Source organism: Streptomyces albofaciens JCM 4342 (assembly GCF_008634025.1).
GTDB classification, from domain to species: Bacteria; Actinomycetota; Actinomycetes; order Streptomycetales; family Streptomycetaceae; genus Streptomyces; species Streptomyces albofaciens.
Genome location: NZ_PDCM01000001.1, coordinates 1,351,281 through 1,374,634 on the forward strand (window position 1 = coordinate 1,351,281; position 23,354 = coordinate 1,374,634).

General features: G+C 71.9%; 22 protein-coding genes and 1 riboswitch. Of the genes, 17 read left to right on the forward strand and 5 right to left on the reverse strand.

Annotated features, from left to right (window positions below; translation table 11 throughout):
• Position 1: 1 nt before the first annotated feature.
• Positions 2-469 (reverse strand): Lrp/AsnC family transcriptional regulator, encoded by a 468-nt coding sequence (locus CP973_RS06225; RefSeq protein WP_150238284.1) that lies wholly within the window; start codon positions 467-469, stop codon positions 2-4.
• Between the two features lie 129 nt (positions 470-598).
• Between CP973_RS06225 and hppD the strand changes: the two genes are divergently transcribed.
• From hppD to CP973_RS06250, 5 genes are all read left to right on the forward strand, one after another.
• Entirely contained in the window at positions 599-1,744 is a 1,146-nt protein-coding gene (hppD, locus tag CP973_RS06230) for a 4-hydroxyphenylpyruvate dioxygenase (protein WP_150238286.1), read from the forward strand.
• Between the two features lie 189 nt (positions 1,745-1,933).
• Positions 1,934-3,298 carry an FAD-binding oxidoreductase gene (locus CP973_RS06235; protein ID WP_150238288.1) on the forward strand — a complete coding sequence of 455 codons (1,365 nt, stop codon included), beginning with the start codon at positions 1,934-1,936 and terminating at the stop codon, positions 3,296-3,298.
• Positions 3,299-3,355: 57 nt separating this feature from the next.
• Complete coding sequence (locus tag CP973_RS06240; protein WP_150238289.1) at positions 3,356-3,649, forward strand: ribosomal protein L7/L12; 294 nt, start codon at positions 3,356-3,358, stop codon at positions 3,647-3,649.
• A 101-nt stretch (positions 3,650-3,750) separates the two neighbouring features.
• The gene (locus CP973_RS06245; protein WP_150238291.1) at positions 3,751-5,208 is read left to right on the forward strand and encodes a dihydrolipoyl dehydrogenase family protein; all 1,458 of its coding nucleotides are present in this window, start codon (positions 3,751-3,753) and stop codon (positions 5,206-5,208) included.
• Between the two features lie 267 nt (positions 5,209-5,475).
• On the forward strand, positions 5,476-5,886 hold the full coding sequence (locus CP973_RS06250; protein WP_150238293.1) for a VOC family protein: 411 nt from the start codon (positions 5,476-5,478) through the stop codon (positions 5,884-5,886).
• Positions 5,887-5,922: 36 nt separating this feature from the next.
• On the opposite strand, the gene CP973_RS06255 is transcribed toward CP973_RS06250, so the two are convergent.
• Positions 5,923-6,399 carry an SsgA family sporulation/cell division regulator gene (locus tag CP973_RS06255; protein WP_150238295.1) on the reverse strand — a complete coding sequence of 159 codons (477 nt, stop codon included), beginning with the start codon at positions 6,397-6,399 and terminating at the stop codon, positions 5,923-5,925.
• A gap of 246 nt (positions 6,400-6,645) precedes the next feature.
• On the opposite strand from CP973_RS06255, the gene CP973_RS06260 reads away from it, so the two are divergent.
• Both CP973_RS06260 and CP973_RS06265 read left to right on the forward strand, forming a co-directional pair.
• Positions 6,646-8,205 (forward strand): RDD family protein, encoded by a 1,560-nt coding sequence (locus CP973_RS06260; RefSeq protein ID WP_150238297.1) that lies wholly within the window; start codon positions 6,646-6,648, stop codon positions 8,203-8,205.
• Positions 8,206-8,280: 75 nt separating this feature from the next.
• Positions 8,281-9,078: an RDD family protein gene (locus tag CP973_RS06265; protein ID WP_150238299.1), complete on the forward strand. Its 798-nt coding sequence runs from the start codon at positions 8,281-8,283 to the stop codon at positions 9,076-9,078.
• Positions 9,079-9,284: 206 nt separating this feature from the next.
• Here CP973_RS06265 and CP973_RS06270 read toward each other — a convergent pair whose 3' ends face one another.
• Positions 9,285-9,605, reverse strand: a complete 321-nt coding sequence (locus CP973_RS06270) for a hypothetical protein (protein WP_150238301.1) — start codon at positions 9,603-9,605, stop codon at positions 9,285-9,287.
• A gap of 389 nt (positions 9,606-9,994) precedes the next feature.
• Here CP973_RS06270 and CP973_RS06275 point away from each other — a divergent pair, with 389 nt between their 5' ends.
• Both CP973_RS06275 and CP973_RS40720 read left to right on the forward strand, forming a co-directional pair.
• On the forward strand, positions 9,995-12,394 hold the full coding sequence (locus tag CP973_RS06275) for an immune inhibitor A domain-containing protein (RefSeq protein WP_150238303.1): 2,400 nt from the start codon (positions 9,995-9,997) through the stop codon (positions 12,392-12,394).
• A 121-nt stretch (positions 12,395-12,515) separates the two neighbouring features.
• Positions 12,516-12,821, forward strand: a complete 306-nt coding sequence (locus CP973_RS40720; RefSeq protein WP_150238305.1) for a hypothetical protein — start codon at positions 12,516-12,518, stop codon at positions 12,819-12,821.
• 528 nt (positions 12,822-13,349) lie between these two features.
• Here CP973_RS40720 and CP973_RS06285 read toward each other — a convergent pair.
• Positions 13,350-13,946 carry an isochorismatase family protein gene (locus tag CP973_RS06285; RefSeq protein WP_150238307.1) on the reverse strand — a complete coding sequence of 199 codons (597 nt, stop codon included), beginning with the start codon at positions 13,944-13,946 and terminating at the stop codon, positions 13,350-13,352.
• A 260-nt stretch (positions 13,947-14,206) separates the two neighbouring features.
• Positions 14,207-15,535, reverse strand: a complete 1,329-nt coding sequence (locus CP973_RS06290; RefSeq protein ID WP_150238309.1) for a nicotinate phosphoribosyltransferase — start codon at positions 15,533-15,535, stop codon at positions 14,207-14,209.
• Between the two features lie 80 nt (positions 15,536-15,615).
• On the opposite strand from CP973_RS06290, the gene clpS reads away from it, so the two are divergent.
• The 8 genes from clpS (at position 15,616) to CP973_RS06330 (ending at position 23,277) form a co-directional block, all read left to right on the forward strand.
• A complete protein-coding gene (clpS, locus tag CP973_RS06295) occupies positions 15,616-15,975 on the forward strand; it encodes an ATP-dependent Clp protease adapter ClpS (protein WP_234317946.1) in 360 nt (119 codons plus the stop codon).
• Entirely contained in the window at positions 15,975-16,586 is a 612-nt protein-coding gene (locus tag CP973_RS06300) for a DUF2017 domain-containing protein (RefSeq protein WP_150238311.1), read from the forward strand. Before clpS ends, CP973_RS06300 begins: the two co-directional genes overlap by 1 nt.
• Before the next feature lie 560 nt (positions 16,587-17,146).
• The gene (locus tag CP973_RS06305; protein WP_150238313.1) at positions 17,147-18,646 is read left to right on the forward strand and encodes an amino acid permease; all 1,500 of its coding nucleotides are present in this window, start codon (positions 17,147-17,149) and stop codon (positions 18,644-18,646) included.
• A gap of 114 nt (positions 18,647-18,760) precedes the next feature.
• A complete protein-coding gene (locus CP973_RS06310; protein ID WP_150238315.1) occupies positions 18,761-19,183 on the forward strand; it encodes a M67 family metallopeptidase in 423 nt (140 codons plus the stop codon).
• Positions 19,184-19,253: 70 nt separating this feature from the next.
• A riboswitch (cobalamin riboswitch) is annotated at positions 19,254-19,371 on the forward strand.
• A gap of 38 nt (positions 19,372-19,409) precedes the next feature.
• Positions 19,410-20,405 (forward strand): ABC transporter substrate-binding protein, encoded by a 996-nt coding sequence (locus CP973_RS06315; protein ID WP_150238317.1) that lies wholly within the window; start codon positions 19,410-19,412, stop codon positions 20,403-20,405.
• Positions 20,406-20,411: 6 nt separating this feature from the next.
• The gene (locus CP973_RS06320) at positions 20,412-21,458 is read left to right on the forward strand and encodes a FecCD family ABC transporter permease (protein WP_150238319.1); all 1,047 of its coding nucleotides are present in this window, start codon (positions 20,412-20,414) and stop codon (positions 21,456-21,458) included.
• 41 nt (positions 21,459-21,499) lie between these two features.
• A complete protein-coding gene (locus CP973_RS06325) occupies positions 21,500-22,492 on the forward strand; it encodes an ABC transporter ATP-binding protein (protein ID WP_425281990.1) in 993 nt (330 codons plus the stop codon).
• Positions 22,489-23,277 carry a (2Fe-2S)-binding protein gene (locus CP973_RS06330; RefSeq protein WP_150238321.1) on the forward strand — a complete coding sequence of 263 codons (789 nt, stop codon included), beginning with the start codon at positions 22,489-22,491 and terminating at the stop codon, positions 23,275-23,277. Before CP973_RS06325 ends, CP973_RS06330 begins: the two co-directional genes overlap by 4 nt.
• Positions 23,278-23,354 lie beyond the last annotated feature (77 nt).

A 23,354-nucleotide genomic window follows, 5' to 3' on the forward strand; every position in this document is an offset into this window, starting at 1 on the left:
GTCAGTGCCCCGCGGCTTGCTTGACCAGCGGGATGATGCGCAACGGAACCGGGTTCTCCATGACAATGGCGGTGGAAGCCCGCATGATGCCATCAAAACCCACAACCAGGTCGATGACCCGCTGCAAGTCGGCGTTCGAACGGGCAACGAGCCTGCACAGCATGTCCCCATGTCCCGTCGTTGTATGCAGCTCAAGCACTTCCGGTACGGACGCCAAGTGCGCGCGTACGTCGGCCCCTTGGCCCTGTTTGATCTCCAGCGTCGCGAACGCGGTGACCGGATAGCCCAGCGCCGCGGGGTCCACGTCGGGCCCGAATCCCCGGATCACTCCGTTCGACTGAAGCCGGTCCAGGCGCGCCTGCGCCGTCCCGCGCGCCACCCCGAGCCGGCGCGACGCCTCCAGCACGCCGATGCGCGGTTCCTCGGCGAGCAGCTCCAGCAGCCTGCCGTCCAAATGATCGATCGCCACGGCCGTTGCCTCCGAAATTGATGGTCATCATGTACGAATCGTCCGGTGAATCTCGCGACTCGCTGTGCATATTGCCCAGTGAACGCGCAAACTATTGCGCATCTTGTGGACCGGGGAGAGCCTGCCGCCATGACTCAGACCACGGACCACACCACCCCCACGAGTGCGCGGCAGGCCGATCCCTTCCCGGTCAAGGGGATGGACGCGGTCGTCTTCGCCGTCGGCAACGCCAAGCAGGCAGCGCACTACTACGCCACCGCCTTCGGCATGAAGCGCGTCGCCTACTCCGGACCGGAGAACGGCAGCCGTGAGACCGCCAGTTACGTGCTCGAATCCGGCAGCGCCCGCTTCGTCTTCACCTCCGTCATCAAGCCGACGACCGACTGGGGCCGCTTCCTGGCCGACCACGTCGCCGCGCACGGTGACGGCGTCATCGACCTCGCCATAGAGGTGCCGGACGCGCGCGCCGCCTACGCCTACGCCCTGGAGCACGGCGCCACCGGCATAGAGGAGCCGTACGAGACCAAGGACGAGCACGGCGTCGTCGTGCGCGCCTCCATCGCCACGTACGGCAAGACCCGGCACACCCTGGTCGAGCGCACCGATTACGAAGGCCCCTACCTGCCCGGCTACGTCGCCGCCGAGCCGATCGTCGAGCCCGGGAAGCGCCGCTTCCAGGCCATCGACCACTGCGTCGGCAACGTCGAACTCGGCAAGATGGACGAGTGGGTGGCCTTCTACAACAACGTCATGGGCTTCACGAACATGAAGGAGTTCGTCGGCTCGGACATCGCCACCGAATACAGCGCGCTGATGTCGAAGGTGGTCGCGGACGGCACCCGCAAGGTGAAGTTCCCGCTCAACGAGCCGGCCATCGCCAAGAAGAAGTCGCAGATCGACGAATACCTGGAGTTCTACGGCGGCCCCGGCTGCCAGCACATCGCCCTGGCCACCAACGACATCGTCGCCAGCGTCCGGGCCATGCGCGCGGCCGGCGTCGAGTTCCTGGACACCCCGGACTCCTACTACGACACCCTCGGCGAGTGGGCGGGCGAGACCCGCGTCCCGGTCGAGACGCTGCGCGAGCTGAAGATCCTCGTCGACCGGGACGAGGACGGCTACCTGTTGCAGATCTTCACCAAGCCCGTCCAGGACCGCCCCACCGTCTTCTTCGAACTGATCGAGCGGCACGGCTCGATGGGCTTCGGCAAGGGCAACTTCAAGGCCCTCTTCGAGGCGATCGAGCGGGAGCAGGAGCGGCGCGGCAACCTCTGACCGCCGGCCCGCGGCCGGCCCGCCCTCCCGGGCCCCCTGAACGCCACCCCCCACCCCGCGGCCCCGCCGGACCTGACCCGGCGGGGCCGCGGCCCTTCCCGCGGGGAGCGGCGCTCCCGCACCCGGGCACCGCGCCCGGGTGCGGGAGGGGATCTTCCGTGTACGGCCCACGGATGGGAGGCTGGCGGTATGGACCTCATCGCACGCCTGCGCGACGGCCTCCCCGCGGAAGCGATCCTCACCGACCCGGATGTCACCGGCGCCTACGCCCACGACATGGCGAGCTTCTGCGAGGCCGGCCGCCCGGCCGTGGTCGTCCTGCCGCGTACGGTCGAGCAGGTCCAGCACGTGATGCGCACCGCCACCGCGCTGCGCGTCCCGGTCGTACCGCAGGGGGCCCGCACGGGCCTCTCGGGCGCCGCCAACGCCTCCGACGGCTGCGTCGTGCTCTCCCTGGTCAAGATGGACCGGATCATCGAGATCAACCCCGTCGACCGGATCGCGGTCGTCGAGCCCGGCGTGATCAACGCGGTGCTCTCCCGCGCCGTCAACGCACACGGCCTCTACTACCCGCCGGACCCCTCCAGCTGGGAGGAGTGCTCCATCGGCGGCAACATCGGCACCGCCTCCGGCGGCCTGTGCTGCGTCAAGTACGGCGTCACCGCCGAATACGTCCTCGGCCTGGACGTCGTCCTCGCCGACGGACGGCTGCTGAAGACCGGCCGGCGCACCGCCAAGGGCGTGGCGGGCTACGACCTCACCCGCCTGTTCGTCGGCTCCGAGGGCAGCCTCGGCATCGTCGTACGCGCCGTGCTCGCCCTCAAGCCCGAACCGCCCCAGCAGCTCGCGCTCGCCGCCGAGTTCCCCTCCACCGCGGCCGCGTGCGAGGCCGTCTGCGAGATCATGGCCCGCGGCCACGCCCCCGCGCTGCTCGAACTCATGGACCGTACGAGCGTCCGCGCCGTCAACGCGATGACCCACATGGGCCTGCCCGAGAGCACCGAAGCGCTCCTGCTGGCCGCCTTCGACACCCCCGACCCGGCCGCCGACCTCGCCGCCGTCGGCGCGCTGTGCACGGCCGCCGGGGCCACCGACGTCGTACCGGCCGACACCCCGGCCGAGTCCGACCTGCTCCTCCAGGCCCGGCGGCTGACCCTGACCGCCCTGGAACGCGTCAAGTCCGCCACGATGATCGACGACGTGTGCGTACCGCGCTCCCAGCTCGCCGCGATGCTCGACGGCACCGCCGCCATCGCCGAGAAGTACGGCCTGACCATCGGCGTCTGCGCCCACGCGGGCGACGGCAACACCCACCCCACCGTCTGCTTCGACCCGGCCGACCCCGACGAGTCCCGGCGCGCCCGCGAGTCCTTCGACGAGATCATGGCGCTCGGCCTGGAACTGGGCGGCACGATCACCGGCGAGCACGGCGTCGGCGTCCTGAAGAAGGAGTGGCTGGCCCGCGAGCTGGGCCCGGTGGGCCTGGAGATGCACCGTGGCATCAAGGCGGTCTTCGACCCGCTGGGGCTGCTCAACCCGGGGAAGCTGTTCTGAGCGGGACCTTCCGGGGGGCGGGACCTTTCAGGGGCGGGACCTTTTAAGGTCAGGCCCATGAACTCCGAACTCTGGACGGCCGTCGCCGCGGCCGTCGTCGTCATCGTCGTCCTCACCTCCGCCGGGGACGCGCGCCACAAGACCCTCGACCGCCGGCTCCGGCGCATCGACCGCAAGCTCGACCTGATCATGGAACACCTGGGCATCGAGGAGACCGGCCCCGAGGGCATGGCGGAGATCGACGCGCTGCTGCTCAAGGGCCGGAAGATACAGGCGATCAAGCGCTACCGGGAGCTGACCGGCGCCGGACTGGCGGAGGCCAAGGAGGCCGTGGAGCGCCGGGAGGGCTGAGCGGGCACCGCCCGCGAATGCCCCGATACGTGTGGCCGGGCCGGGCGTCCGGCACCAGGATGGACCCGACCGCCGCGACGCCGACGCAGGGAGCGATGACGATGCCGAGCACCACGGACACCGCAGGCCGGGACACGTACGACGTCATCGTGCTGGGCGCCGGGCCGACCGGCGAGAACGTGGCCGACCGGGCCCACGCGCTCGGCCTGAGCGCGGTGATCGTGGAGAGCGAGCTGGTCGGCGGCGAGTGCTCGTACTGGGCCTGCATGCCCAGCAAGGCGCTGCTGCGCCCGGTCACCGCCCGCGCCGACGCGCGCCGCGTGCCCGGCCTGCGCCAGGCCGCTTCCGCGCCGCTGGACACCAAGGCGGTGCTCGCGCACCGCGACGCCTACGCCTCCCACTGGAAGGACGACGGCCAGGTCCGGTGGCTGGACTCGGCGGGCATCGACTTCGTACGCGGCAAGGCCCGCCTCGACGGTCCCCGGCGCGTGGTGGTGGCCACCGGCGCGGACGGCGGCGAGCGCGTGCTGACCGCCCGGCACGCCGTCGCCGTGTGCACCGGCAGCCGCGCCGTCCTCCCCGACCTGCCCGGACTCACCGCGGCCCGCCCCTGGACCAGCCGCGAGGTGACCAGCGCACGGTCCGTGCCGCCGCGCCTGGCCGTGGTCGGCGGCGGCGTCGTCGGCGTCGAAATGGCCACCGCCTGGCAGGCCCTGGGCTCCGCCGTCACCCTCCTGGTGCGCGGCGGCGGACTGCTGCCCAAGATGGAGCCCTTCGCGGGCGAACTGGTCGCCGAGGCGCTGACCGGGGCGGGCACCGCCGTCCGCACCGGTGTCTCGGTGACCGCGGTACGGCGCGAGATGCCCAACGGGCCCGCCACGGTCGTCCTGGACGGCGGCGAGCAGCTCGTCGCCGACGAGGTCCTGTTCGCCACCGGCCGCGCGCCGCGCACCGACGACATCGGCCTGGAGACGGTGGGCCTGGAGCCCGGCTCGTGGCTGGAGGTGGACGACACCTGCCGGGTACGGGACGTGGCGGACGGCTGGCTGTACGGCGTCGGCGACGTCAACCACCGCGCGCTGCTCACCCACCAGGGCAAGTACCAGGCCCGTATCGCGGGCGCCGCCATCGCGGCCCGCGCCCGGGGCACCACGGACCTGGACACCGGCCGCTGGGGCGCGCACGCCGCGACCGCCGACCTCGCCGCCGTACCGCAGGTCGTCTTCACCGACCCCGAGGTCGCCTCGGTCGGCCTGACCGCGGCCGACGCCGAACGCGCCGGTCACCGCACCCGCGTCGTCGACCACGACCTCGGCGCCGTCGCGGGCGCCGGCCTCTACGCCGACGGCTACCGCGGCCGCGCCCGCATGATCGTCGACCTGGACCGCGAAGTCCTCCTCGGCGCCACCTTCGTCGGCCCCGCGGTGGGTGAACTCCTCCACTCGGCGACCGTCGCGGTGGCGGGCGAGGTCCCCCTCGCCCGCCTGTGGCACGCGGTCCCCTCGTACCCGACGATCAGCGAGGTGTGGCTGCGGCTGCTGGAGACGTACCGCGGTTGAGCACAGCGGACCGGCCGTGTACGGACCGGCCGCATCCGGACCGGCGGCATCCGGTCCGGCGGCATCCGGTCCGGCGGCATCCGGTCCGGCGGCGGAGACCGTCGGGCGGGACGCCACCGGTCCAGGGGCGGAGGGCGTCGGACCGGTGGCGGCCGGTCCGGCGGCGTAGGTCGGATTCCCGATACCCGCGCGCGGGGCGCCGTCCTACGGTCAGGAGTGCCAGAGCTCAACGGACCTGAACACACCGACCTTCGCAGGAGGCCCACCGTGTCCGTACACCTCGACCACACCGTCGTCCACGCCACCGACAAGTTCGCGTCCGCCCGCTTCCTGGCGGAGCTGGCCGGGCTGGACGAGCCCACCGGCTTCGGCCCATTCGCCGCCGTACAGGCCGCGGACGGCCTGACCATCGACTACGCCGAGCATGTCGTCGAGCCGGACGCGATCGTGCGCCAGCACCTCGCCTTCCGGGTCTCCGAGGAGGAGTTCGACGCGATCTTCGCCCGTATCCAGGAGCGCGAACTGCCGTACTGGGCGGACCCGTACCACCGCAAGCCGCAGGAGATCAACCACCTCGCCGGCGGGCGCGGGGTCTACGTCAGCGACCCGGACGGCCACGCCATCGAGTTCCTGACCCGCAAGCACACCCTGGCGGACCTCGGTACCGCGGCGTCCTGACGCGGGTACGTCCGGCCCGGACCGCACGGCCCGGCGTCACGCACCGGCCTCCGGCGACTCGTCGGACGGCCACGGGCCGGACCGCCACAGGTCGTCCCGCGGCGCCATCGCGAACAGCGCGCTCAGCCCTTTGTCCAGCCCCAGGTGCTCGTGCTCGGACCCCGGCGGGACGACCCGCAGTGTGCGCTCCAGCCACGCCGAGACCGCCGCGGCCGGCGCCTCCAGCAGCGCGTCGCCGTCCGGGGAGCTGAGCGCCATGCAGACCAGGTTCCGTCCGTCCACCTTCGTGGGCCACACCCGCACGTCGCCGTGGCCGCACGGCCGGAACACCCCCTCCACGAGCAGCTCGCGGGCGAACGTCCAGTTGACGGGGGAGTCCGAGCCGATGTGGAAGGTCACGTGGATGGCGTAGGGGTCGTCCGTGCGGTAGGTCAGCCGGGCCGGTACGGGAATGCTGCGCTCCGGCGACAGGACCAGACCCAGCTCCAGTTCTCGTTCCACCACGGTGTGCATGCGGTCCGCCTCTCTCTGTACCTGCTGCGGGCCCATGGGACGAGGCCCGTACTTGGATAGAGGCCGCGGCGCCCGGACCATTACGCGACTTCGCACAACTTTTTTCGCGGGCCTCTTCCAGGTGGTCCCGCCCGGCCGGGACGCCCGGCCCGACCCTCCGTCTGATAGATGTGGACGCTGCGTTGCGGCAGACTGCACATGCCCCACCCACCACACCAGGCCGAGAACAGATACGGGAATTCGGACATGAGCGCCCCTTCCTCAGGATCCGCCGGCGGCAGCCCCACGCCAGGCTTCTACCCGGACCCGTCCATCCCCGGCTACATCCGGTACTGGAACGGTGCCGCATGGGTGCCGGGCACCAGCCGCCCGGCGCCCGCCGAGGGCGAGGCGCTGCCCGCACCGCCGCCCGGCGCCGCAGCTCAGGCCCCCGCGCCCGCGCCGGCCCCCACCCCCGCCGTGGAGGAGACCGGCCCGGTCTTCCTCGACGACGACGGGGAACCCGACGGGCCGTCCGGGGCGGACGCCGCTTCCGGTACGGGCGCCCCGGCCTCCGCCTGGCAGGCCGACACGGCCCGGCAGAACGGCTTCGGCGATCAGCAGCAGGACAGCCGTATCGCCTGGGGCTCGCCCGAGGAACGGCAGTCCGGACTGCCGCAGCAGCGGGACGAGGCCGCAGCCCCGGCCGCGACACCGGTTGCGGGCGAGGGCACTCCGCGCTCCGACGGTACGGTCACCATCCGCGCCGTACGGGACGAGGAGGGGCCGCGCCGCGATCACGGTACGACCACGATCCGCGCCGTGCGCCCCGAGGCGAACGCGGGCGGCAAGAGCGACACGATGGCGTTCCGGGTGGCGCCGCAGCCCGGCCCCGCGCCGTCGTCGCCCGCACCGTCGTCGCCCGCGCCCGGCAGCACGGCTCCGCAGCCGCTGCCGTCCACCGGAGCGCAGCAGCCGCCGGCCGCCCCAGGACCGCGGCAGGGGCCTGCGCAGCCCGGCCCCGGCGGTCCGGCCGCCGCCGCCCCGGGACCGGCCCAGCAGGCGCCCCAGGGGCCCGTACAGCCGCAGTCCGGACCCGCGCCCGCCGCGCCGCCCGCCCCGCACCAGCCGTTCCCGCCCCACCAGGCGCAGCAGCCCCAGCAGCCACCGGCGCCGCACGCGCCGGTCCGTCAGGCGCCGCCGCAGCCCGCGCCGCAGGCCCAGCCCGCGCCCCCCTTCTCCGGCTTCCCGCCGCAGCAGGACGGCGGGGCGGCGGAGGGCGTCGTGCCCTGGAAGCCGCCGACCGCGGACCCGTTCGCCGCGGCGCAGGCGCAGGGCCGCCCGGCCTCCCTGGGCCGCCGGTTCGCCGCCCGTCTGATCGACACGCTCGTCCTGGCCGTCATCACCGGCGCCGCCGCCGTACCGCTGTGGGGCCCGGCCACCGACCACATCGACGCCAAGGTGGAGGCCGCCAAGCAGTCCGGCCGCGAGGTCACGGTCTACCTGCTGGACGGCACGACCGGCCCCTACCTGGCCATCGTGCTCGCCGTGCTGCTCATCGGCGGCGGTCTGTACGAGGTGCTGCCCACCGCCAAGTGGGGCCACACGCTCGGCAAGAAGGTGTGCGGTGTGCGGGTGCTGGACATCGAGGGGCACGACACCCCGCCGCTGTCCGCCGTGCTCAAGCGGTGGCTGGTGTACGGGGTGCTCGGCGTCCTGGCGGTCGGGGTCGTCAACGCGGTGTGGTGCCTGTTCGACCGCCCGTGGCGGCAGTGCTGGCACGACAAGCTCGCGCGGACGTTCGTCGCCGAGAAGGCCGGGGAGTAGGCCGCCCGCCCGGCCGCGTCACCCGCCCGGCCCTCGCCGGATGCGGAGCCGCGCGGCCCGGGTTCGACTCGGGCCATGAGCACCGACCAGCCCAGGCCCGGCTCCGGCGGCGAACCGCCGGAGGACGACCCGTTCCTGAAGAGGCCGCAGGAACCTCCGGCGGGCGGCTCTCCGTACGGCGGCCGCCCGGCGGAGGGCTCCCCGTACGACCGGCCGGCCAACTCCACGCCGTACGGTGAACAGCCCCCCGGCGGGGATCCGTACGGTGGCGGCCCGCCCCCTGGAAGCGGCCCGCCGCCCGGCAGCGGCCCGCCGCCCGGCGGGATGCCCCCGCCCCCGTACGGCGGCGACCCTTACGGCGGCGACCCGTACGGCGGGAACCCCTACGGCGACCAGTACGGTGCAGCCGATCCGCTCGCCGGGATGCCGCCGCTGGCGAACCGGGGCCGCCGGCTGGTGGCCCGCATCATCGACTGGATCATCGTCTGCGTACCGGTCGGCCTGATCATGAGCGCGATCGTCGGCGGCTTCGACTACTGGTCGACGGACAGCACGCAGACCGGCCGGCAGGCGTGGGTCTCCGGCGTCACGATGCTGGCCTACCTCGTCTACGAGGGCCTGATGCTCACCAGCCGCGGCCAGACCGTCGGCAAGATGGTGATGAAGATCCGGGTGGGGATGCTGGAGAACGGCGCGGTGCCGGCCGGGCAGGCGGGGTGGGTGCGGGCGGTGGTCTACACGCTCCCGGAGATCGTGCCGTGCTGCGGCTTCGTCTTCTGGCTCGTCAACATCCTGTGGTGCACCTGGGACAAGCCGTACCAGCAGTGCCTGCACGACAAGGCGGCGAAGACCGTGGTGGTCTCCGCCGCCTGACGGACCGGCGGCCGTGGCCCGGCGACGGCGCCGCGGCCCGGCCGGGGCCGGCGGTCCGGCCGTGCTCCGGCGGTCCGGCCGTGCTCCGGCGGTGTCCGGGCGTCCCGGTCCCACGGCGGCTCCGGCGCGTCAACCGGCGGTCGGCGCACCCCTCTTCCGAGCGGTGCCCGGCCGCCTACGCGCGTCCACCAGCCACGGACGGGTGACTAACGGGAGTGCTCGCTGACGCGTGCCTTGGAGGAGACGCCCGCATGGGTGCGCTGACGCGGCAGGCGCGCGGCAGCCGTAGCGGTGGTGGACGGCAGGTGCTCGTCCGCGGTCGCGCGCCGGGCCCTACGCCGCGTCACGTGAAAGGCCCCCGGCCCCGGCGCCGTCATGGCGACCAGCAGGCCGAGGGCCAATGCGGCGACGGCGATGACCGCGATGCCGGCGCCGGTCCGTGTCTGTGAGAGCAGCAGCATGGCGAGGGTCGAGAAGACGACGGTGGCCGAACCGTAGGCGAGCTGTGCGGCAGTCGGACGAGGCATGGCGGATCCGTCCTCAAGAGGTCGGCAGGGGTGTGGTCGACAGGGGCGCGCGCCGTCAAATGACTCTACGGTCCTTACTGCCCGAGCGGAACTGGCGGTAAGCGTGACCTAACCCACGGTTCCGGAGCACGAGGGGCGCACGGATTCATCCGGAGTTTGAACGTCCCTGATCGGGGGGTTGATTGGGGTGTGGGAGCGCGTCGCGGGGGAGCCGCCGGGGGGAGTGCGGGTACGCACGGGAACGTGCACGGAGATGTCCGATAGCCGCAACCTGAGGGTCGAAAACCGTACTTCTCTGTCGTGACCAAGTCAAGGTCTGTCTTTTCCCTTCCCCTTCCGGTCAAATGCTGGCATCCAGCGACCATTTCCCATGGGGAGGAATGCGCCAAGTGAGAGCCAAGAGACGGGCGTTCAGACCGGCCGCCCTGGTCACCGCCGCCGCCGCGATCGGGGCGGCCGCCCTGTCTTCCGGCGCGCCGGCGCAGGCCGACGACGGCCACGGGCCGCTCGCCGTCCAGCGGCAGGACCCGGGGTCCCCCGCCAAGCAGGCCGTCGACCACGACCTGAAGGGGCCGTTCAGCGACCAGCAGGCGGCACAGCGCAAGGAAGCGCTCCAGCAGGTCATATCCGGCGACGCCAAGCCCACCCGGCGCGGCGGCTCGCAGGTCGTGAAGCTGAACGGCGGCAAGTACGTCGAACTCGCCCGCGAGAAGACCGACAAGATCTTCACCATCCTGGTCGAGTTCGGCGACAAGGTCGACGACACCACGATGTACGACCCGGACGGTGACGGCCCCAAGCCCCCGGTGAAGAAGTACGGCGGCACGGCCGGACCCGCGCACAACACCATCGCGCAGCCCGACCGCCGCAACGACAACTCCACCGCCTGGCAGAAGGACTACAACCGCCGGCACTTCCAGGATCTCTACTTCTCGCACGACAAGGACAAGGAGTCCCTGGCCAAGTACTACGAGAAGCAGTCCTCGGGCCGCTACTCGGTCGACGGCGAGGTCTCCGACTGGGTCAAGGTCGACTGGAACGAGGCCCGTTACGGGTCCAACTACTGCGGCTCCACCAACTGCCCCAGCGCCTGGGACCTGATCCGCGACGGCGTCAACCGCTGGGCCGAGGACCAGAAGGCCAAGGGCCGCACCGACGCCCAGATCAAGGCCGACCTCGCCAAGTACGACCAGTGGGACCGCTACGACCACGACGGCGACGGCAACTTCAACGAGCCCGACGGCTACATCGACCACTTCCAGATCGTGCACGCCGGCGAGGACGAGTCCGCGGGCGGCGGCGCGCAGGGCAAGGACGCCATCTGGGCGCACCGCTGGTACGCGTACGGCAGCGACTCCGGCCACACCGGCCCCGCCGGCAACAAGGCCGGCGGCACCCAGATAGGCAACACCGGTGTCTGGGTCGGTGACTACACGATGCAGCCCGAGAACGGCGGCCTGGGCGTCTTCGCCCACGAGTACGCCCACGACCTCGGCCTGCCGGACGAGTACGACACCACCGGCACCGGTGAATCCTCCGTCGACTCCTGGTCGCTGATGTCCGGCGGCTCCTGGCTCGGCCGCGGCAAGGACTCCATAGGCGACCTCCCCGGCGACATGAGCGCCTGGGACAAGCTCCAGCTCGGCTGGCTGAACTACGCCAAGGCGAAGGCGGCCACCAAGTCCACCCACATGCTCGGCGTCGCCGAGTACAACACCAGGAACAAGCAGGCCGTGGTGGTCGAACTGCCCGCCAAGTCGGTCCGCACCGACGTCGTCAAGCCCGCCGAAGGCACCCAGCAGTGGTGGAGCGGCATGGGCAACGACCTGAAGAACACCCTCACCCGCTCCGTGGACCTCACCGGCAAGAAGAGCGCCGCCCTGACGCTCAAGGGCTGGTGGGACATCGAGCAGAACTACGACTACGCGTACGCCGAGGTCTCCACGGACGGCGGCGCCAACTACACGCCGCTGGACGGCACCGCCGACGGCAAGGCGATCCCCCGCGACGGCAGCGACAAGCCCGCGCTCACCGGCACCTCGGACTCCTACAAGGACCTGGTCTTCCCGCTCGACGCCTACGCCGGCAAGAAGATCGACCTGCGCTTCCGCTACCAGACGGACGGCGGGGCGGCCCAGAAGGGCTTCGCCGCCGACGCGATCTCGGTGACCGCCGACGGCACGGCGCTCTTCACGGATGGCGCCGAGGCCGGTGACAACGGCTGGACGGCCAAGGGCTTCTCGCGCATCGGCGCGTCCTTCACCAAGGACTACCCGCGCTACTACATCGCCGAGAACCGCCAGTACGTCTCGTACGACAAGACCCTCCAGACCGGCCCGTACAACTTCGGCTGGGCGTCCACCCGCCCCCAGTGGGTCGAGCACTTCCCGTACCAGAACGGCGTCCTGGTCTGGCTGTGGGACACGTCGCAGCCCGACAACAACGTCGGCCAGCACCCGGGTTACGGGCAGATCCTCCCGGTCGACGCCCACCCGAAGGCCGAGAAGTGGTCGGACGGCAAGCTGATGCGCAACCGCTTCCAGAGCTACGACTCGACCTTCACCGCGCACCGCACGGATGCGCTGACGCTCCACAAGGACGGCAAGGTCACCAAGATCTCGTCGAAGCCCGGCGTGACCGTCTTCGACGACCGCAAGGGCGACTACTACGACGAGTCGAACCCGACCGGTGGCGTGATCGTTGCTGACACCAACACCCGGATCAAGGTCGTCGCGGAGGCCTGGAACGGCTCCACGGTGCTTCTCCAGGTGGGCCCCTCCACCAAGTAATCAGCAAAACCGCAGGTCATAAGCCGGTCGGCCGTCGCCCCCTAGCGGGCGGCGGCCGATCGCGTTTAGATGCATCCTGCGAGTTCTTGTTGACATCGAGTCTTACGGGGAATGCATGCCCATGACTGGAGGAGGCTTCATCAGGCTTCCCGGCGGAAGCGTGGTGGTCGCCCTCGCGTTGCCCAGACCGGGCCGTACCGGGCACCGCGTACGGGTGCTCGTACACGCCGCGAACCGCCAGCGTGCGCTGACGCGGTTGCGGAACCTGGGGCTCCGGGCGGTGTATCTACGCGGTAACACGGAGCCACCGACTCCGGACGAGGTCACGGCTGTCCTGCATCACCCGGACGGGCTGGTGTGGCGTGAGACGCCGGAGGACGATACGGAGTCTTGGCATCCGATACGGGCGCTATTGCGGTGCCGATAGCCGCTGGCGCGGCGGGTGGGGGGTACCGGGCCCGCGCTTCGCGCGGATGCGCGTTTGCTTTGTTTGTGGGGCGGGGGTGCGCAGGGGGCCATCTCCTCGGCGCCTGGAGTGAACCAGTTTGTATCCGTAACCGGGGCTACGGTCGTCCTGCGGGGAGTGTCCCCCTGCACACCCCCTCCCGCCGGTTTGGCGAGTGCGGGCCGGTGGGGGGAGGGAAAAGATGACCTTGGTGCGCGCCCACCCTGTGGTCACGCTCGCGGTGCGTCGGCGCAGGCCGGGCGTCAGCGGGCCGCGTGAGCGGTCGGCCGGGGTTGTTTGTGCAGTTCCCAGCCACGGTGGCGGGAAAGCCGCGAACGGCGCGGGCTCGGGGACACGTAGGGGTCTCCCCGCAGGACGACCGAGACCCCGGTTACGAATGACCACACGGTTGACTCCCGGCGCCGAGGAGTGACCCCTGCGGGGCCCCGAGCCCCCACCCACCGGACAGCCCGCGCAGCACCCGCACCCCCACCAGGCAAACCGCACCCCTCACACAGCGATAACCACCGGCTTCCCGGTCAGCTCGACGCCGGCGCTCCGCATCCGTTCCAGCGCGGCCTCCGTGGTCCCCGGCGCCACCCCGGCCGTAAGGCCGAGCAGCACCCGCGTACGGAACCCCTCCCGCACCGCATCCAGCGCCGTGGCCCGCACGCAGTGGTCCGTGGCCAGCCCGACCACGTCCACCTCGGTCACCCCGTGACCATGCAGCCAGTCCGCCAGAGGGCGGCCGTTCTCGTCCTCGCCCTCGAAGCCGCTGTAAGCGGCAGAGTGCGAACCCTTGGAGAAGACCGCGTCCACCGCCCCGGACGCGAGCGCCGGCGCGAAGTTCGGGTGGAAGCCGCTGCCCTCCGTGCCGGCGACGCAATGCGGGGGCCAGGACGTCTCGTAGTCCGGGCGGGCCGAGAAGTGGTCGCCGGGGTCGATGTGGTGGTCGCGGGTCGCCACGATGTGCCGGTAGCCGCTGCCCGCCGCCTGCCCCACCAGGTCGGTGATGGCGGCGGCCACATCCGCACCTCCTGCCACGGCGAGGCTGCCGCCCTCGCAGAAATCGTTCTGCACGTCTACGACGATCAATGCCCGGTGCATGGTGCGAGCCTTCCGGCTGGGAGGGGTTGGAGGGGGCGCGGAGCGGTGTGACCGAGGGTAGCCACTCTCCGCGCCGAGGGGGAGTGGGCACTGGGAGCACACACGGCCCGCCGAACACCGCCCTGGCGGACCAGGACCCGGCCGACCGCCCGCGCCAGCGGGCACGGCGGACCAGGACCCGGCCGACCGCCCGAGCCAGCGGGCACGGCGGACCAGAACCCGGCCGACCGCCCGCGCCAGCGGGCACCGCACCGTGCGGACTACACCTGCTCGGTCGGCAACACCGCCTCCCCCCGCGACAACTGCGTCGCGGACATCGGCAACCCGTCCCGCGCCGCGATATGCCGCTCCCGCGCCGCGTCCAGCGGCTCACGCGCGACCACCTCACCGCCGCGGACCAGCGGCACCGGCAGCAGGCGGCCGGAGAGTTCCGGCGGTACCGGGCCGGTGCCGACGACCTCGGCCTCGGCGACGCCGTGCTCGTCGAGGCGGCGCGCGGCCCACTTGCGGCCGCCGAGCGACGCCTTGCCGCCCATGGACTTCTTCGCGACCGGCCGCAGCGGCGCGTCCGGCGCGTCGCTCTCGGCGCGGGCGACGAGCTTGTAGACCATCGAGGCGGTGGGGTGCCCGCTGCCGGTGACCAGCTGGGTGCCCACGCCGTACGCGTCGACCGGCGCCGCCGCGAGCGAGGCGATGGCGTACTCGTCCAGGTCGCTGGTCACGACGATTTTCGTGTCGCGGGCGCCCAGCTCGTCCAGCTGCTGGCGCACCCGGTGGGCGAGCAGCAGCAGGTCGCCGGAGTCGACGCGTACGGCACCGAGGCCGGGACCGGCGACCTCCACGGCCGTCCGGACCGCTTCGGTGACGTCGTACGTGTCTACGAGCAGGGTCGTACCGCCGCCGAGCGAGTCGACCTGTGCCTGGAACGCGTCCCGCTCGCTGTCGTGCAGCAGGGTGAAGGAGTGGGCGCTGGTGCCGACGGTGGGGATGTTGTAGCGGAACCCGGCCGCCAGGTCGGACGTGGAGTGGAAGCCGCCCACGTAGGCGGACCGGGCGGCGGCGACCGCCGCGAGCTCGTGCGTGCGGCGGGCGCCCATCTCGATCAGTGGCCGGTCGCCGGCCGCGACGGCCATCCGGGACGCGGCGGCGGCGACCGCGGAGTCGTGGTTGAGGATGGAGAGGATCACCGTCTCCAGGAGGACCGCCTCGGCGAAGGTGCCCTCCACCCGCATGATCGGCGAGCCGGGGAAGTAGACCTCGCCCTCCGGGTAGCCCCAGATGTCGCCGCGGAAGCGGTAGTCGGCCAGCCAGTCCAGGGTGGGGCCATCGAGGATGCCGCGGTCGCGCAGGAAGCCGAGAATCGTTTCGTCGAAGCGGAAGTTCTCCACCGCGTCCAGGACCCGGCCGGTTCCGGCGACGACTCCGTAGCGGCGTCCTTCGGGCAGGCGCCGGGTGAAGACCTCGAAGACCGAGCGGCGGTCGGCGGTCCCGGACCGCAGCGCGGCCTGCAGCATGGTGAGTTCGTACTGGTCGGTGAAGAGCGCAGTCGACGGCACGGCCACCGGCAGCCCCAGGTCTGCTGTGTTCATGGTGAGATGCTACCTCCCATACTCGTCACTCTGACGATTTCCCCGGGCCGTTTGTGCGATGCCCCACCACGGGTGGCAGCATGGACACCGTGAGCGCCGACCCGTCTGCCACCATCGCCCTTCGATCGACGCGCTGCGCGCTCAGCGCCCCCGTGGAGATCGAACGCCCGGAGTCCAGCGAGGCACCCTCCGAGGTGCCGGACCCGGACGTGCCCTGGGTCACGGTGGTCCACAACGACCCCGTCAACCTCATGAGCTACGTGGCGTACGTCTTCGAGACGTACTTCGGCTACTCGAAGGGCAAGGCCAAGCAGCTCATGCTCGATGTCCACCACAAGGGGCGGGCGGTGGTCTCCAGCGGCACCCGCGAGGAAATGGAGCGCGACGTGCAAGCGATGCACGGCTACGGCCTGTGGGCGACCCTCACCCAGGACCGCTGATGGCCGGACACTTCGAACCCCTGCCCGGCGGTGGCGCGGCCGCCCCCCTCGACGAGGTCGAGATCTCCATCCTGCGCAGCCTCGCCGTCCAGCTCATGGAGCTGATCGGACCGGGCGAGGAGGCGCCCGAGGGCGCGGACCCGCTCGCCGCGCTGTTCACGGACGGCCCCAGCGAGCCGCCCTCCGACCCGGCGCTGGCCCGGCTCTTCCCGAACGCGTACGGCGGCCCGGACGAGGTGCCGGACGACGCCACGCACGCCGCCGCCGCCGAGTTCCGCCGCTACACGGAGAACGATCTGCGCGCCCGCAAGCGCGAGGACGCGCTCGCCGTCGTACGGGCCCTGGACGCGCTCGGCCCCGTCGGCGGTAAGGGCGGGGAAGGGGCCGTGGACGGCGCCGTACTGCGCCTGAAGCCGGATGAGTCGCGGCAGTGGCTGGGCGCCCTGAACGACCTCCGGCTGGCCATCGGCACCCGCCTGGAGGTCACCGACGAGGACGAGAGCGGTGAGCTGTTCCGTCTGCCGGACAGCGACCCGCGCAAGCCGATGGTGATGGCGTACCTGTGGCTGGGCGGCCTCCAGGAGAGCCTGATCGAGACGTTGACGGCCTGAGGGAGGGGCGGAAGCGGGTCGGGTTACGGAAGCGGGCCGGTGGTCCGCTTCGCGCTCGGCGTGGTGACGGCGTTCCGCGCCCGCCCTCCCGGCCGGTGATTTTCGTCGCTCCCGGTGCGGTGACCGGGCCCGTCCGCCGGACGGAGCGGGGCCCTCGGCGGGCCGTCCCCGGGCGCCGTCGCCGCGCGTCCGACCCGTGCCGCGTCTGGCATCGGGGCCGTTCCGCGTCCCCGGCGCGACCCGTACGGCGTGGCCCGGGCGCCCGGATCACGCCACCGCTCAACGGACGCTCAAATCCGGATAACGATCGCGTCACCGGCCCTGACTACCCACCGGCCCTTTCCAGCATTTATCCTACTTTTCTTGTGCTCGGCTTCGTGACATCACTGGTAGAGGTGTGCGAGGCCGTGATAGATGTTCACGACCTGCCGTGAGTGACGCCACCCCTGTTGCTCCGGGAGCGCTTGGCCGACCGACCGTCGGCGTGCAGGAACTCCATCCGGGGGGATCGGAACCCGATCCGGACAGACCGGGTCGGAATGGAGAAGGGCGCACCACTCATGACCTCTGTGCAGGTCGAAAAGAAACTCGACGGCAGCGATGCCGCGGGATCTGCCGCCGAAGAGGGTTACCAGCGGGGGCTGGGAAACCGGCAGATCCAGATGATCGCCATTGGTGGCGCCATCGGAACCGGCCTGTTCCTCGGGGCGGGCAAGGCGATCTCGAAGGCAGGACCCAGCATCATCCTGGCCTACGCCATCGTGGGCCTGGTCATCTTCTGCATCATGCGGGCCCTGGGCGAGCTGCTCATGTACCGCCCGGTGTCGGGCTCCTTCTCGGAATACGCCCGCGAATTCCTCGGCCCGTTCATGGGCTTCGTGACCGGCTGGACGTACTGGCTGTTCTGGGTGGTCACCGGCATCACCGAAGTGACTGCAGCTGCCACCTATGTGCAGTACTGGAACAAGGGAATACCCCAGTGGGCGTCCGCCCTGGTCTTCACGGTGGCCCTGTTCGGAATCAATCTGATCTCCGTGAAGCTCTTCGGTGAGCTGGAGTTCTGGTTCTCGATGGTCAAGGTCACCGCGATCATCGGCATGATCCTCATCGGCCTCGGTGTGATCACTCTCGGTTTCTCCGACGCCGGTGACACCGCTTCCTTCACCCTCCTGTGGTCGGACGGCGGATTCTTCCCGAAGGGCATCGGCGGCACGCTGATGACCCTCCAGATCGTGATGTTCGCCTTCCTGGCGGTCGAACTCGTCGGTGTCACCGCGGGCGAGGCCACCAACCCGAAGAAGGTCCTGCCCAAGGCGATCAACACCGTGCCGTGGCGCATCGGCCTCTTCTACATCGGCGCGCTGATCATCATCCTGTCCGTCGTCAGCTGGACCGTCTTCAAGCCGGGCGTGAGCCCGTTCGTCGCGGCCTTCCAGCAGATCGGCCTGCCGGCCGGCGCGGCCATCGTCAACTTCGTCGTACTGACGGCGGCGCTGTCCTCGGCCAACTCCGGCATGTACTCGACCGGCCGGATGCTGCGCGACCTGGCGCTCAACGGCCAGGGGCCGAAGCTGTTCACCCGCCTGAGCAAGAACGGCCTGCCGACCTGGGGCACCGGTGTCTCCGTCGCGATGATGCTGTTCGGCGTGTGGATCAACTACCAGTGGCCGGGCAAGGCGTTCGACCTGGTGGTCTCCTTCGCGACGATCTCCGGTATGTGGGCCTGGATCATGATCCTGCTGTCCCAGCTGCGCTACCGGGCCAAGGCCAACCGCGGCGAGCTGCCGCAGTCCGAGTTCAAGGCGCCCGGCGCCCCGTACACCTCGATCTTCGCGCTGGCCTTCATCGGCATGGTCATCGTGATGATGGGGGTGGACCCGGACGCCCGGGTCTCGCTGTACGCGGCACCGTTCTGGGCGCTGGTCCTGGGCGTCAGCTACCTGGTGCTCAAGGCGCGCAACCCGGAGTCGTTCGCCCGGTCGGCCGCTACCGCTGTGGGGGCGGATGCGACCGCGCGGGACGGCGGAAAGGGCACCGCGAAGGGCGCCACGAAGGGCTGAGGACAGGGCCGAGGACGGCCCGTCCCGACGGGCCGCCGAGGCCGCTGTCCAGCATGCGGGCCGATCCGTACCGACCTCCGGTACGGGTCGGCCCGCCTGCTTATTCTTGGCCCCATGCTGACCCTTACCAAGGCCCTGTACGACCAGATCGTGGAACACGCCCGCAAGGACCACCCGGACGAAGCGTGCGGCATGGTCGCGGGCCCGGCCGGCAGCGGACGCGCCGAGCGGTTCATCCCGATGCTCAACGCCGCCCGCTCGCCCACCTTCTACGAGTTCGACTCCCAGGACCTGCTCAAGCTCTACCGCGAGCTGGACGACCGGGACGAGGAACCGGTGATCATCTACCACTCGCACACCGCGACCGAGGCCTACCCGTCCCGTACGGACATCTCCTACGCGAACGAGCCCGGCGCGCACTACGTCCTGGTCTCCACCGCCGACACCGACGACGCGGGCCCCTTCCAGTTCCGCTCGTTCCGGATCGTGGACGGAGTGGTCACGGAGGAAGACGTCGAGGTCGTCGACGCGTACTGACGCCGGGCCGGCGAGCCGTACGGACCACCGCGGCGGCGGGCGCCGTCCGCGCACCTGACACACTGTGCCGCATCACCCTCGGGCGGCAGGACCCAGGAACCCGGTGCGAATCCGGGACGGTCCCGCCACTGTGACCGGGCCGCCGTACGGCCCGGGAGCCAGGAACTGACCTGCCGCCCTCAGCACACCGACCAGGGGACGCGGATCCCCCGGAGGAGGCACGGCCATGTCCAGGTCCCATCGCGCCCTGCGCGCGCTCATCCCGGCGGCGGTCCTGCTGCCGCTCGCCGCCTGCGGCAGCGGCGGCGACGACGGCAAGGCGCCCGACGGGGCCGGGACCAAGGCGGCCGGCTTCCCGTACACCGTCACCAACTGCGGCGTACGCACCACCTTCCAGGCACCGCCGCGGCGCGCGGTGACCATGAACCAGCACACCACCGAGATCATGCTCGCCCTCGGCCTCAAGGACCGGCTCGCGGGCACCGCCTATCTCGACGACAAGGTGCTGCCGCAGTACGAGAAGGACTACAAGAGCGTCAAGGTACTCGCCAAGGAGTACCCGTCGTACGAGACGCTGCTCGGCGCCAACCCCGACTTCGTCTACGGCGGGTACGCCAGCGCCTTCGACAAGGGCGAGGGCCGCGAGCGGGCGGCCCTGGAGAAGTCCGGCATCAAGACCCGCCTGAACATCGAGTACTGCTCCCAGGGCAAGACCGGCGTGCAGCAGCTCGCCCAGGAGATCCGCGAGGTCGGCGCGACCTTCGGCGTACGGGACCGGGCCGAGGCCCTGGTCAAGAAGGCCGAGACGACGATCGACGCCACCAAGGACAAGCTCAAGGGCGTCGCCCCGGTCCCCGTCTTCGTCTACGACAGCGGCGACACCGCCGTGCACACCGCGGGCGGCAAGGGCATCGGCAACGAGATCATCTCCCTCGCCGGCGGCCGCAACGTCTTCGCGGACCAGGGCCGGACCTTCACCGACGTGTCCTGGGAGCAGATCGTCGACCGCAAGCCCGAGATCATCGTGATCTACGACTACGGCGGCACCACCGTCGAGGCGAAGAAGAAGCGGCTGCTGGACGACCCGGCGCTCCAGGACGTACCGGCCGTCAAGAACAAGCGGTTCGCGGTGCTGCCACTGTCCAGCGCGGTGCTCGGCGTGCGCGTGCCGGACGCGGTCCGGTCGCTGGCCGGACAGCTGCACCCGGACGCCTTCAAGTAGCCCGCGGTGACCTGCGAGACCGCGCCGCCGCCGCGCCGGCTGCGCTACACCCTCGTACTGGCCGTCCTGCTCGCCGCGCTGCTCGCGGCGGGGCTGGCCGGCCTCGTCCTCGGCTCCGTCAACATCCCGCCCGGCGACGTGCTGCGCATCCTGTCCGGGGACGCGCCGCCCGGCCCGTACCCGACCATCGTGCTCGACGTCCGGCTGCCGCGCGTGCTGCTCGGCGCCGTCGTCGGCGCGGGGCTGGCCGTCCTCGGCACCGTCCTCCAGGCGCTGGTCCGCAACCCGCTCGCCGACCCGTTCCTGCTCGGCGTCTCCTCGGGGGCCTCGACCGGCGCCGTCATGGTCGTCGTGCTGGGCGTCGGCAGCGGCGTGGCCACCACCGTCTCCATGCCGCTGGGCGCCTTCGTGGGCTCGCTCGCCGCGCTGATCGCCGTGTACGCGATGGCGCGGCGCGGCGGCACCATGACCACCGGGCGGCTGGTGCTGGCCGGCGTCGCGGTGCAGTACATCCTGTCCGCGCTCACCAGCCTCGTCCTGGTCACCGCGGCCGAGGCCGAGCACCTGCGGGCGATCATGTTCTGGACGCTCGGCGGCCTCGGCCAGGCCCGCTGGAACACGCTGTGGCTGCCCGCCGCCGTCCTGCTCGCCGGGCTCGCGCTGCTGCTCACCCTCGCCCGGCCGCTGGACCTGCTGCTGGTGGGGGAGGAGGGCGCCACCGTCCTCGGCCTGGACACCGGCCGCTTCCGCGCCGCCGTCTTCGTCCTCGCGTCGCTGGTCACCGGCGTGCTCGTGGCGGCCAGCGGCTCGATCGGCTTCGTCGGCCTGATGGTGCCGCACGCCGTACGGATGCTCGTCGGCGCCTCGCACCGCGCCCTGCTGCCCGTCGCGGCGCTGGCGGGCGCGGTCTTCGTCGTCCTCGCCGACCTGCTGGCCCGTACGGTCGCGGGCTCCCAGGAGATCCCGGTCGGGGTGATCACGGCGCTGGCCGGCGGACCGTTCTTCCTGTGGCTGCTGCGCCGCACGACACGTACGGAAGGGAGCACCGGATGACGGAGCACCGGATGACGGAGCACCGGATGGCGGAGCACCGGATGGCGGAGCACCGGAGCACGGGGCACCAGGTGAGTGGCCGGACCACGGACGCGGTTCCCGCCCCCGTCCCCGTCTCCGTACCCGGGCCCGGCCCCGCGCCCGCCCCCGCCGAGCTGCGGGCCGAGGGCCTGTCGTACGGCATCGACGGCCGCCACCTGGTCGACGGCGCCGATCTGTACGTCGGCCCCGGGGAGACGGTGGGCCTCGTCGGCCCCAACGGCAGCGGCAAGACCACCCTGCTGCGCTGCGTCTACGGCACCCTCGCCCCCACCCACGGCCGGCTCACCCTCGACGGGCGGGACCTGGCCGGGTTCTCCGCCAAGGAGCGGGCCCGGCGCATCGCCACCGTCCCGCAGGACGGCGGCGCCGCGTTCGAACTGACCGTGCGCGAGATCGTCGCCATGGGCCGCTCCCCGCACAAGCGCTTCTGGGAGACCGACTCGGCGGCCGATGCCGCGCTCGTCGACCAGGCGCTGGCCCGGGTGGGCGCCGCGGCGCTGCACGACCGTTCCTTCGCCGCGCTCTCGGGCGGCGAGCGGCAGCGCGTCCTGGTCGCGCGGGCCCTCGTGCAGCAGCCGTCGCTGCTCGTCCTCGACGAGCCGACCAACCACCTCGACATCCGCTACCAGCTCGACGTCCTCTCCCTCGTGACCGGCCTCGGCACCAGCGCCCTGCTCGCGCTACACGACCTCAACCTCGCCGCGTACTACTGCGACCGCCTGTACGTGCTGCGCGCCGGCCGCGTCGTCGCCCACGGCACGCCGCACGAGATCCTCACACCCGAGCTGCTGGCCGACGTGTACGGGGTGGCGGCGGAGGTCGGCGTGCATCCGGTGACGGGGGCGCCGACGGTGGTGTATCTGCCGCCGGGTGCGGGTGCGGGTGCGGGTGCGGGTGCGGGTGCGGATGCGGATGCGGATGCGGAAGTGGAAGTGGAGGCGGACGCGGGCGAGGGTGCGGACGGGGACGCTGCCGAGGAGGTGCGGCGGTGAGCGCGCAGGGGGAGGCGGCCGCCCAGGACGGCCCGCTCGCCGCCCTCGCCGCCCTCGCCGCGCACGGCCCCCGCTACCGCCTCGGGCTCGGCGCCCCGCCGCCCGGCGCGCCCGGCTGGCTCGCCGCCGACCGCCTGCTCGACCCGTACGGCCCGGAACTGTCCCACCTGCTGGACACCGAACACCGCGGCAGCGGCCACCGCACCGCCCACGCCGCCGCCCTCACCCTCATCGCGGTCTACGCGGGCCGGGTGACGGCGGCGGCCGTGCTGCACTGGGCGCTGACCGGGCGCGTTCTGGACGTGCGGCCCGGGAACGTGTGGCTGCGGCCGGACCCCGGGCACGGCATCGCGGAGGTGCGGCTGCGGGCGTTCCGCATGCTGGATGAGGCGGACGGGCCGGACGAGCGTGAGACCACGGTCCAACACGCCGTCCTCACCCAGCATTTGCTCCCCCTGGCCGACGCTCTGCGGGAGCGCACCCGGGCCGGGCTGCGGCAGTTGCGCGGGGGAGTGGCGCACGGCTGCGCGACCGCCCTCGGCGCCTCCCGCGCAGCCCCGGAACTGCTGGCCCGCCGCTGGTCCGCCTTCCTGGACGGCGCGCCCGGCGGACTCGCCGCACTGGGCGATGTGGCCACCGTCACACGGTCCGACGGTACCCGGCGTCTGGTGTACCTCCGCCGGACCTGCTGCCTCTTCCATACGAGCGCCGAAGCCGTACGCTGTGCCAGCTGCTGCCTGACCAGCAGGGAAGCCCGTATCGCGGCGTACGAGGGGCGCTCCTGATCCGTACTCCGGTCGCGCGGCGTCCCACCAGGTGTGCGGCAACCGTCCGGATCGCAAGACGAGGTTCCAGTAGCCGG

Coding starts and splice junctions, on each gene's coding strand:
- CP973_RS06315 (WP_150238317.1), top strand. CDS start 19,410: ATGTCCAGGTCCCATCGCGCCCTGCGCGCGCTCATCCCGGCGGCGGTC.
- CP973_RS06290 (WP_150238309.1), bottom strand. CDS start 15,535: ATGAACACAGCAGACCTGGGGCTGCCGGTGGCCGTGCCGTCGACTGCG.
- CP973_RS06300 (WP_150238311.1), top strand. CDS start 15,975: ATGGCCGGACACTTCGAACCCCTGCCCGGCGGTGGCGCGGCCGCCCCC.
- CP973_RS06255 (WP_150238295.1), bottom strand. CDS start 6,399: ATGCACACCGTGGTGGAACGAGAACTGGAGCTGGGTCTGGTCCTGTCG.
- CP973_RS06305 (WP_150238313.1), top strand. CDS start 17,147: ATGACCTCTGTGCAGGTCGAAAAGAAACTCGACGGCAGCGATGCCGCG.
- CP973_RS06245 (WP_150238291.1), top strand. CDS start 3,751: ATGCCGAGCACCACGGACACCGCAGGCCGGGACACGTACGACGTCATC.
- CP973_RS06325 (WP_425281990.1), top strand. CDS start 21,500: ATGGCGGAGCACCGGAGCACGGGGCACCAGGTGAGTGGCCGGACCACG.
- clpS (WP_234317946.1), top strand. CDS start 15,616: ATGGACACCGTGAGCGCCGACCCGTCTGCCACCATCGCCCTTCGATCG.
- hppD (WP_150238286.1), top strand. CDS start 599: ATGACTCAGACCACGGACCACACCACCCCCACGAGTGCGCGGCAGGCC.
- CP973_RS06310 (WP_150238315.1), top strand. CDS start 18,761: ATGCTGACCCTTACCAAGGCCCTGTACGACCAGATCGTGGAACACGCC.
- CP973_RS40720 (WP_150238305.1), top strand. CDS start 12,516: ATGACTGGAGGAGGCTTCATCAGGCTTCCCGGCGGAAGCGTGGTGGTC.
- CP973_RS06235 (WP_150238288.1), top strand. CDS start 1,934: ATGGACCTCATCGCACGCCTGCGCGACGGCCTCCCCGCGGAAGCGATC.
- CP973_RS06270 (WP_150238301.1), bottom strand. CDS start 9,605: ATGCCTCGTCCGACTGCCGCACAGCTCGCCTACGGTTCGGCCACCGTC.
- CP973_RS06240 (WP_150238289.1), top strand. CDS start 3,356: ATGAACTCCGAACTCTGGACGGCCGTCGCCGCGGCCGTCGTCGTCATC.
- CP973_RS06260 (WP_150238297.1), top strand. CDS start 6,646: ATGAGCGCCCCTTCCTCAGGATCCGCCGGCGGCAGCCCCACGCCAGGC.
- CP973_RS06265 (WP_150238299.1), top strand. CDS start 8,281: ATGAGCACCGACCAGCCCAGGCCCGGCTCCGGCGGCGAACCGCCGGAG.
- CP973_RS06285 (WP_150238307.1), bottom strand. CDS start 13,946: ATGCACCGGGCATTGATCGTCGTAGACGTGCAGAACGATTTCTGCGAG.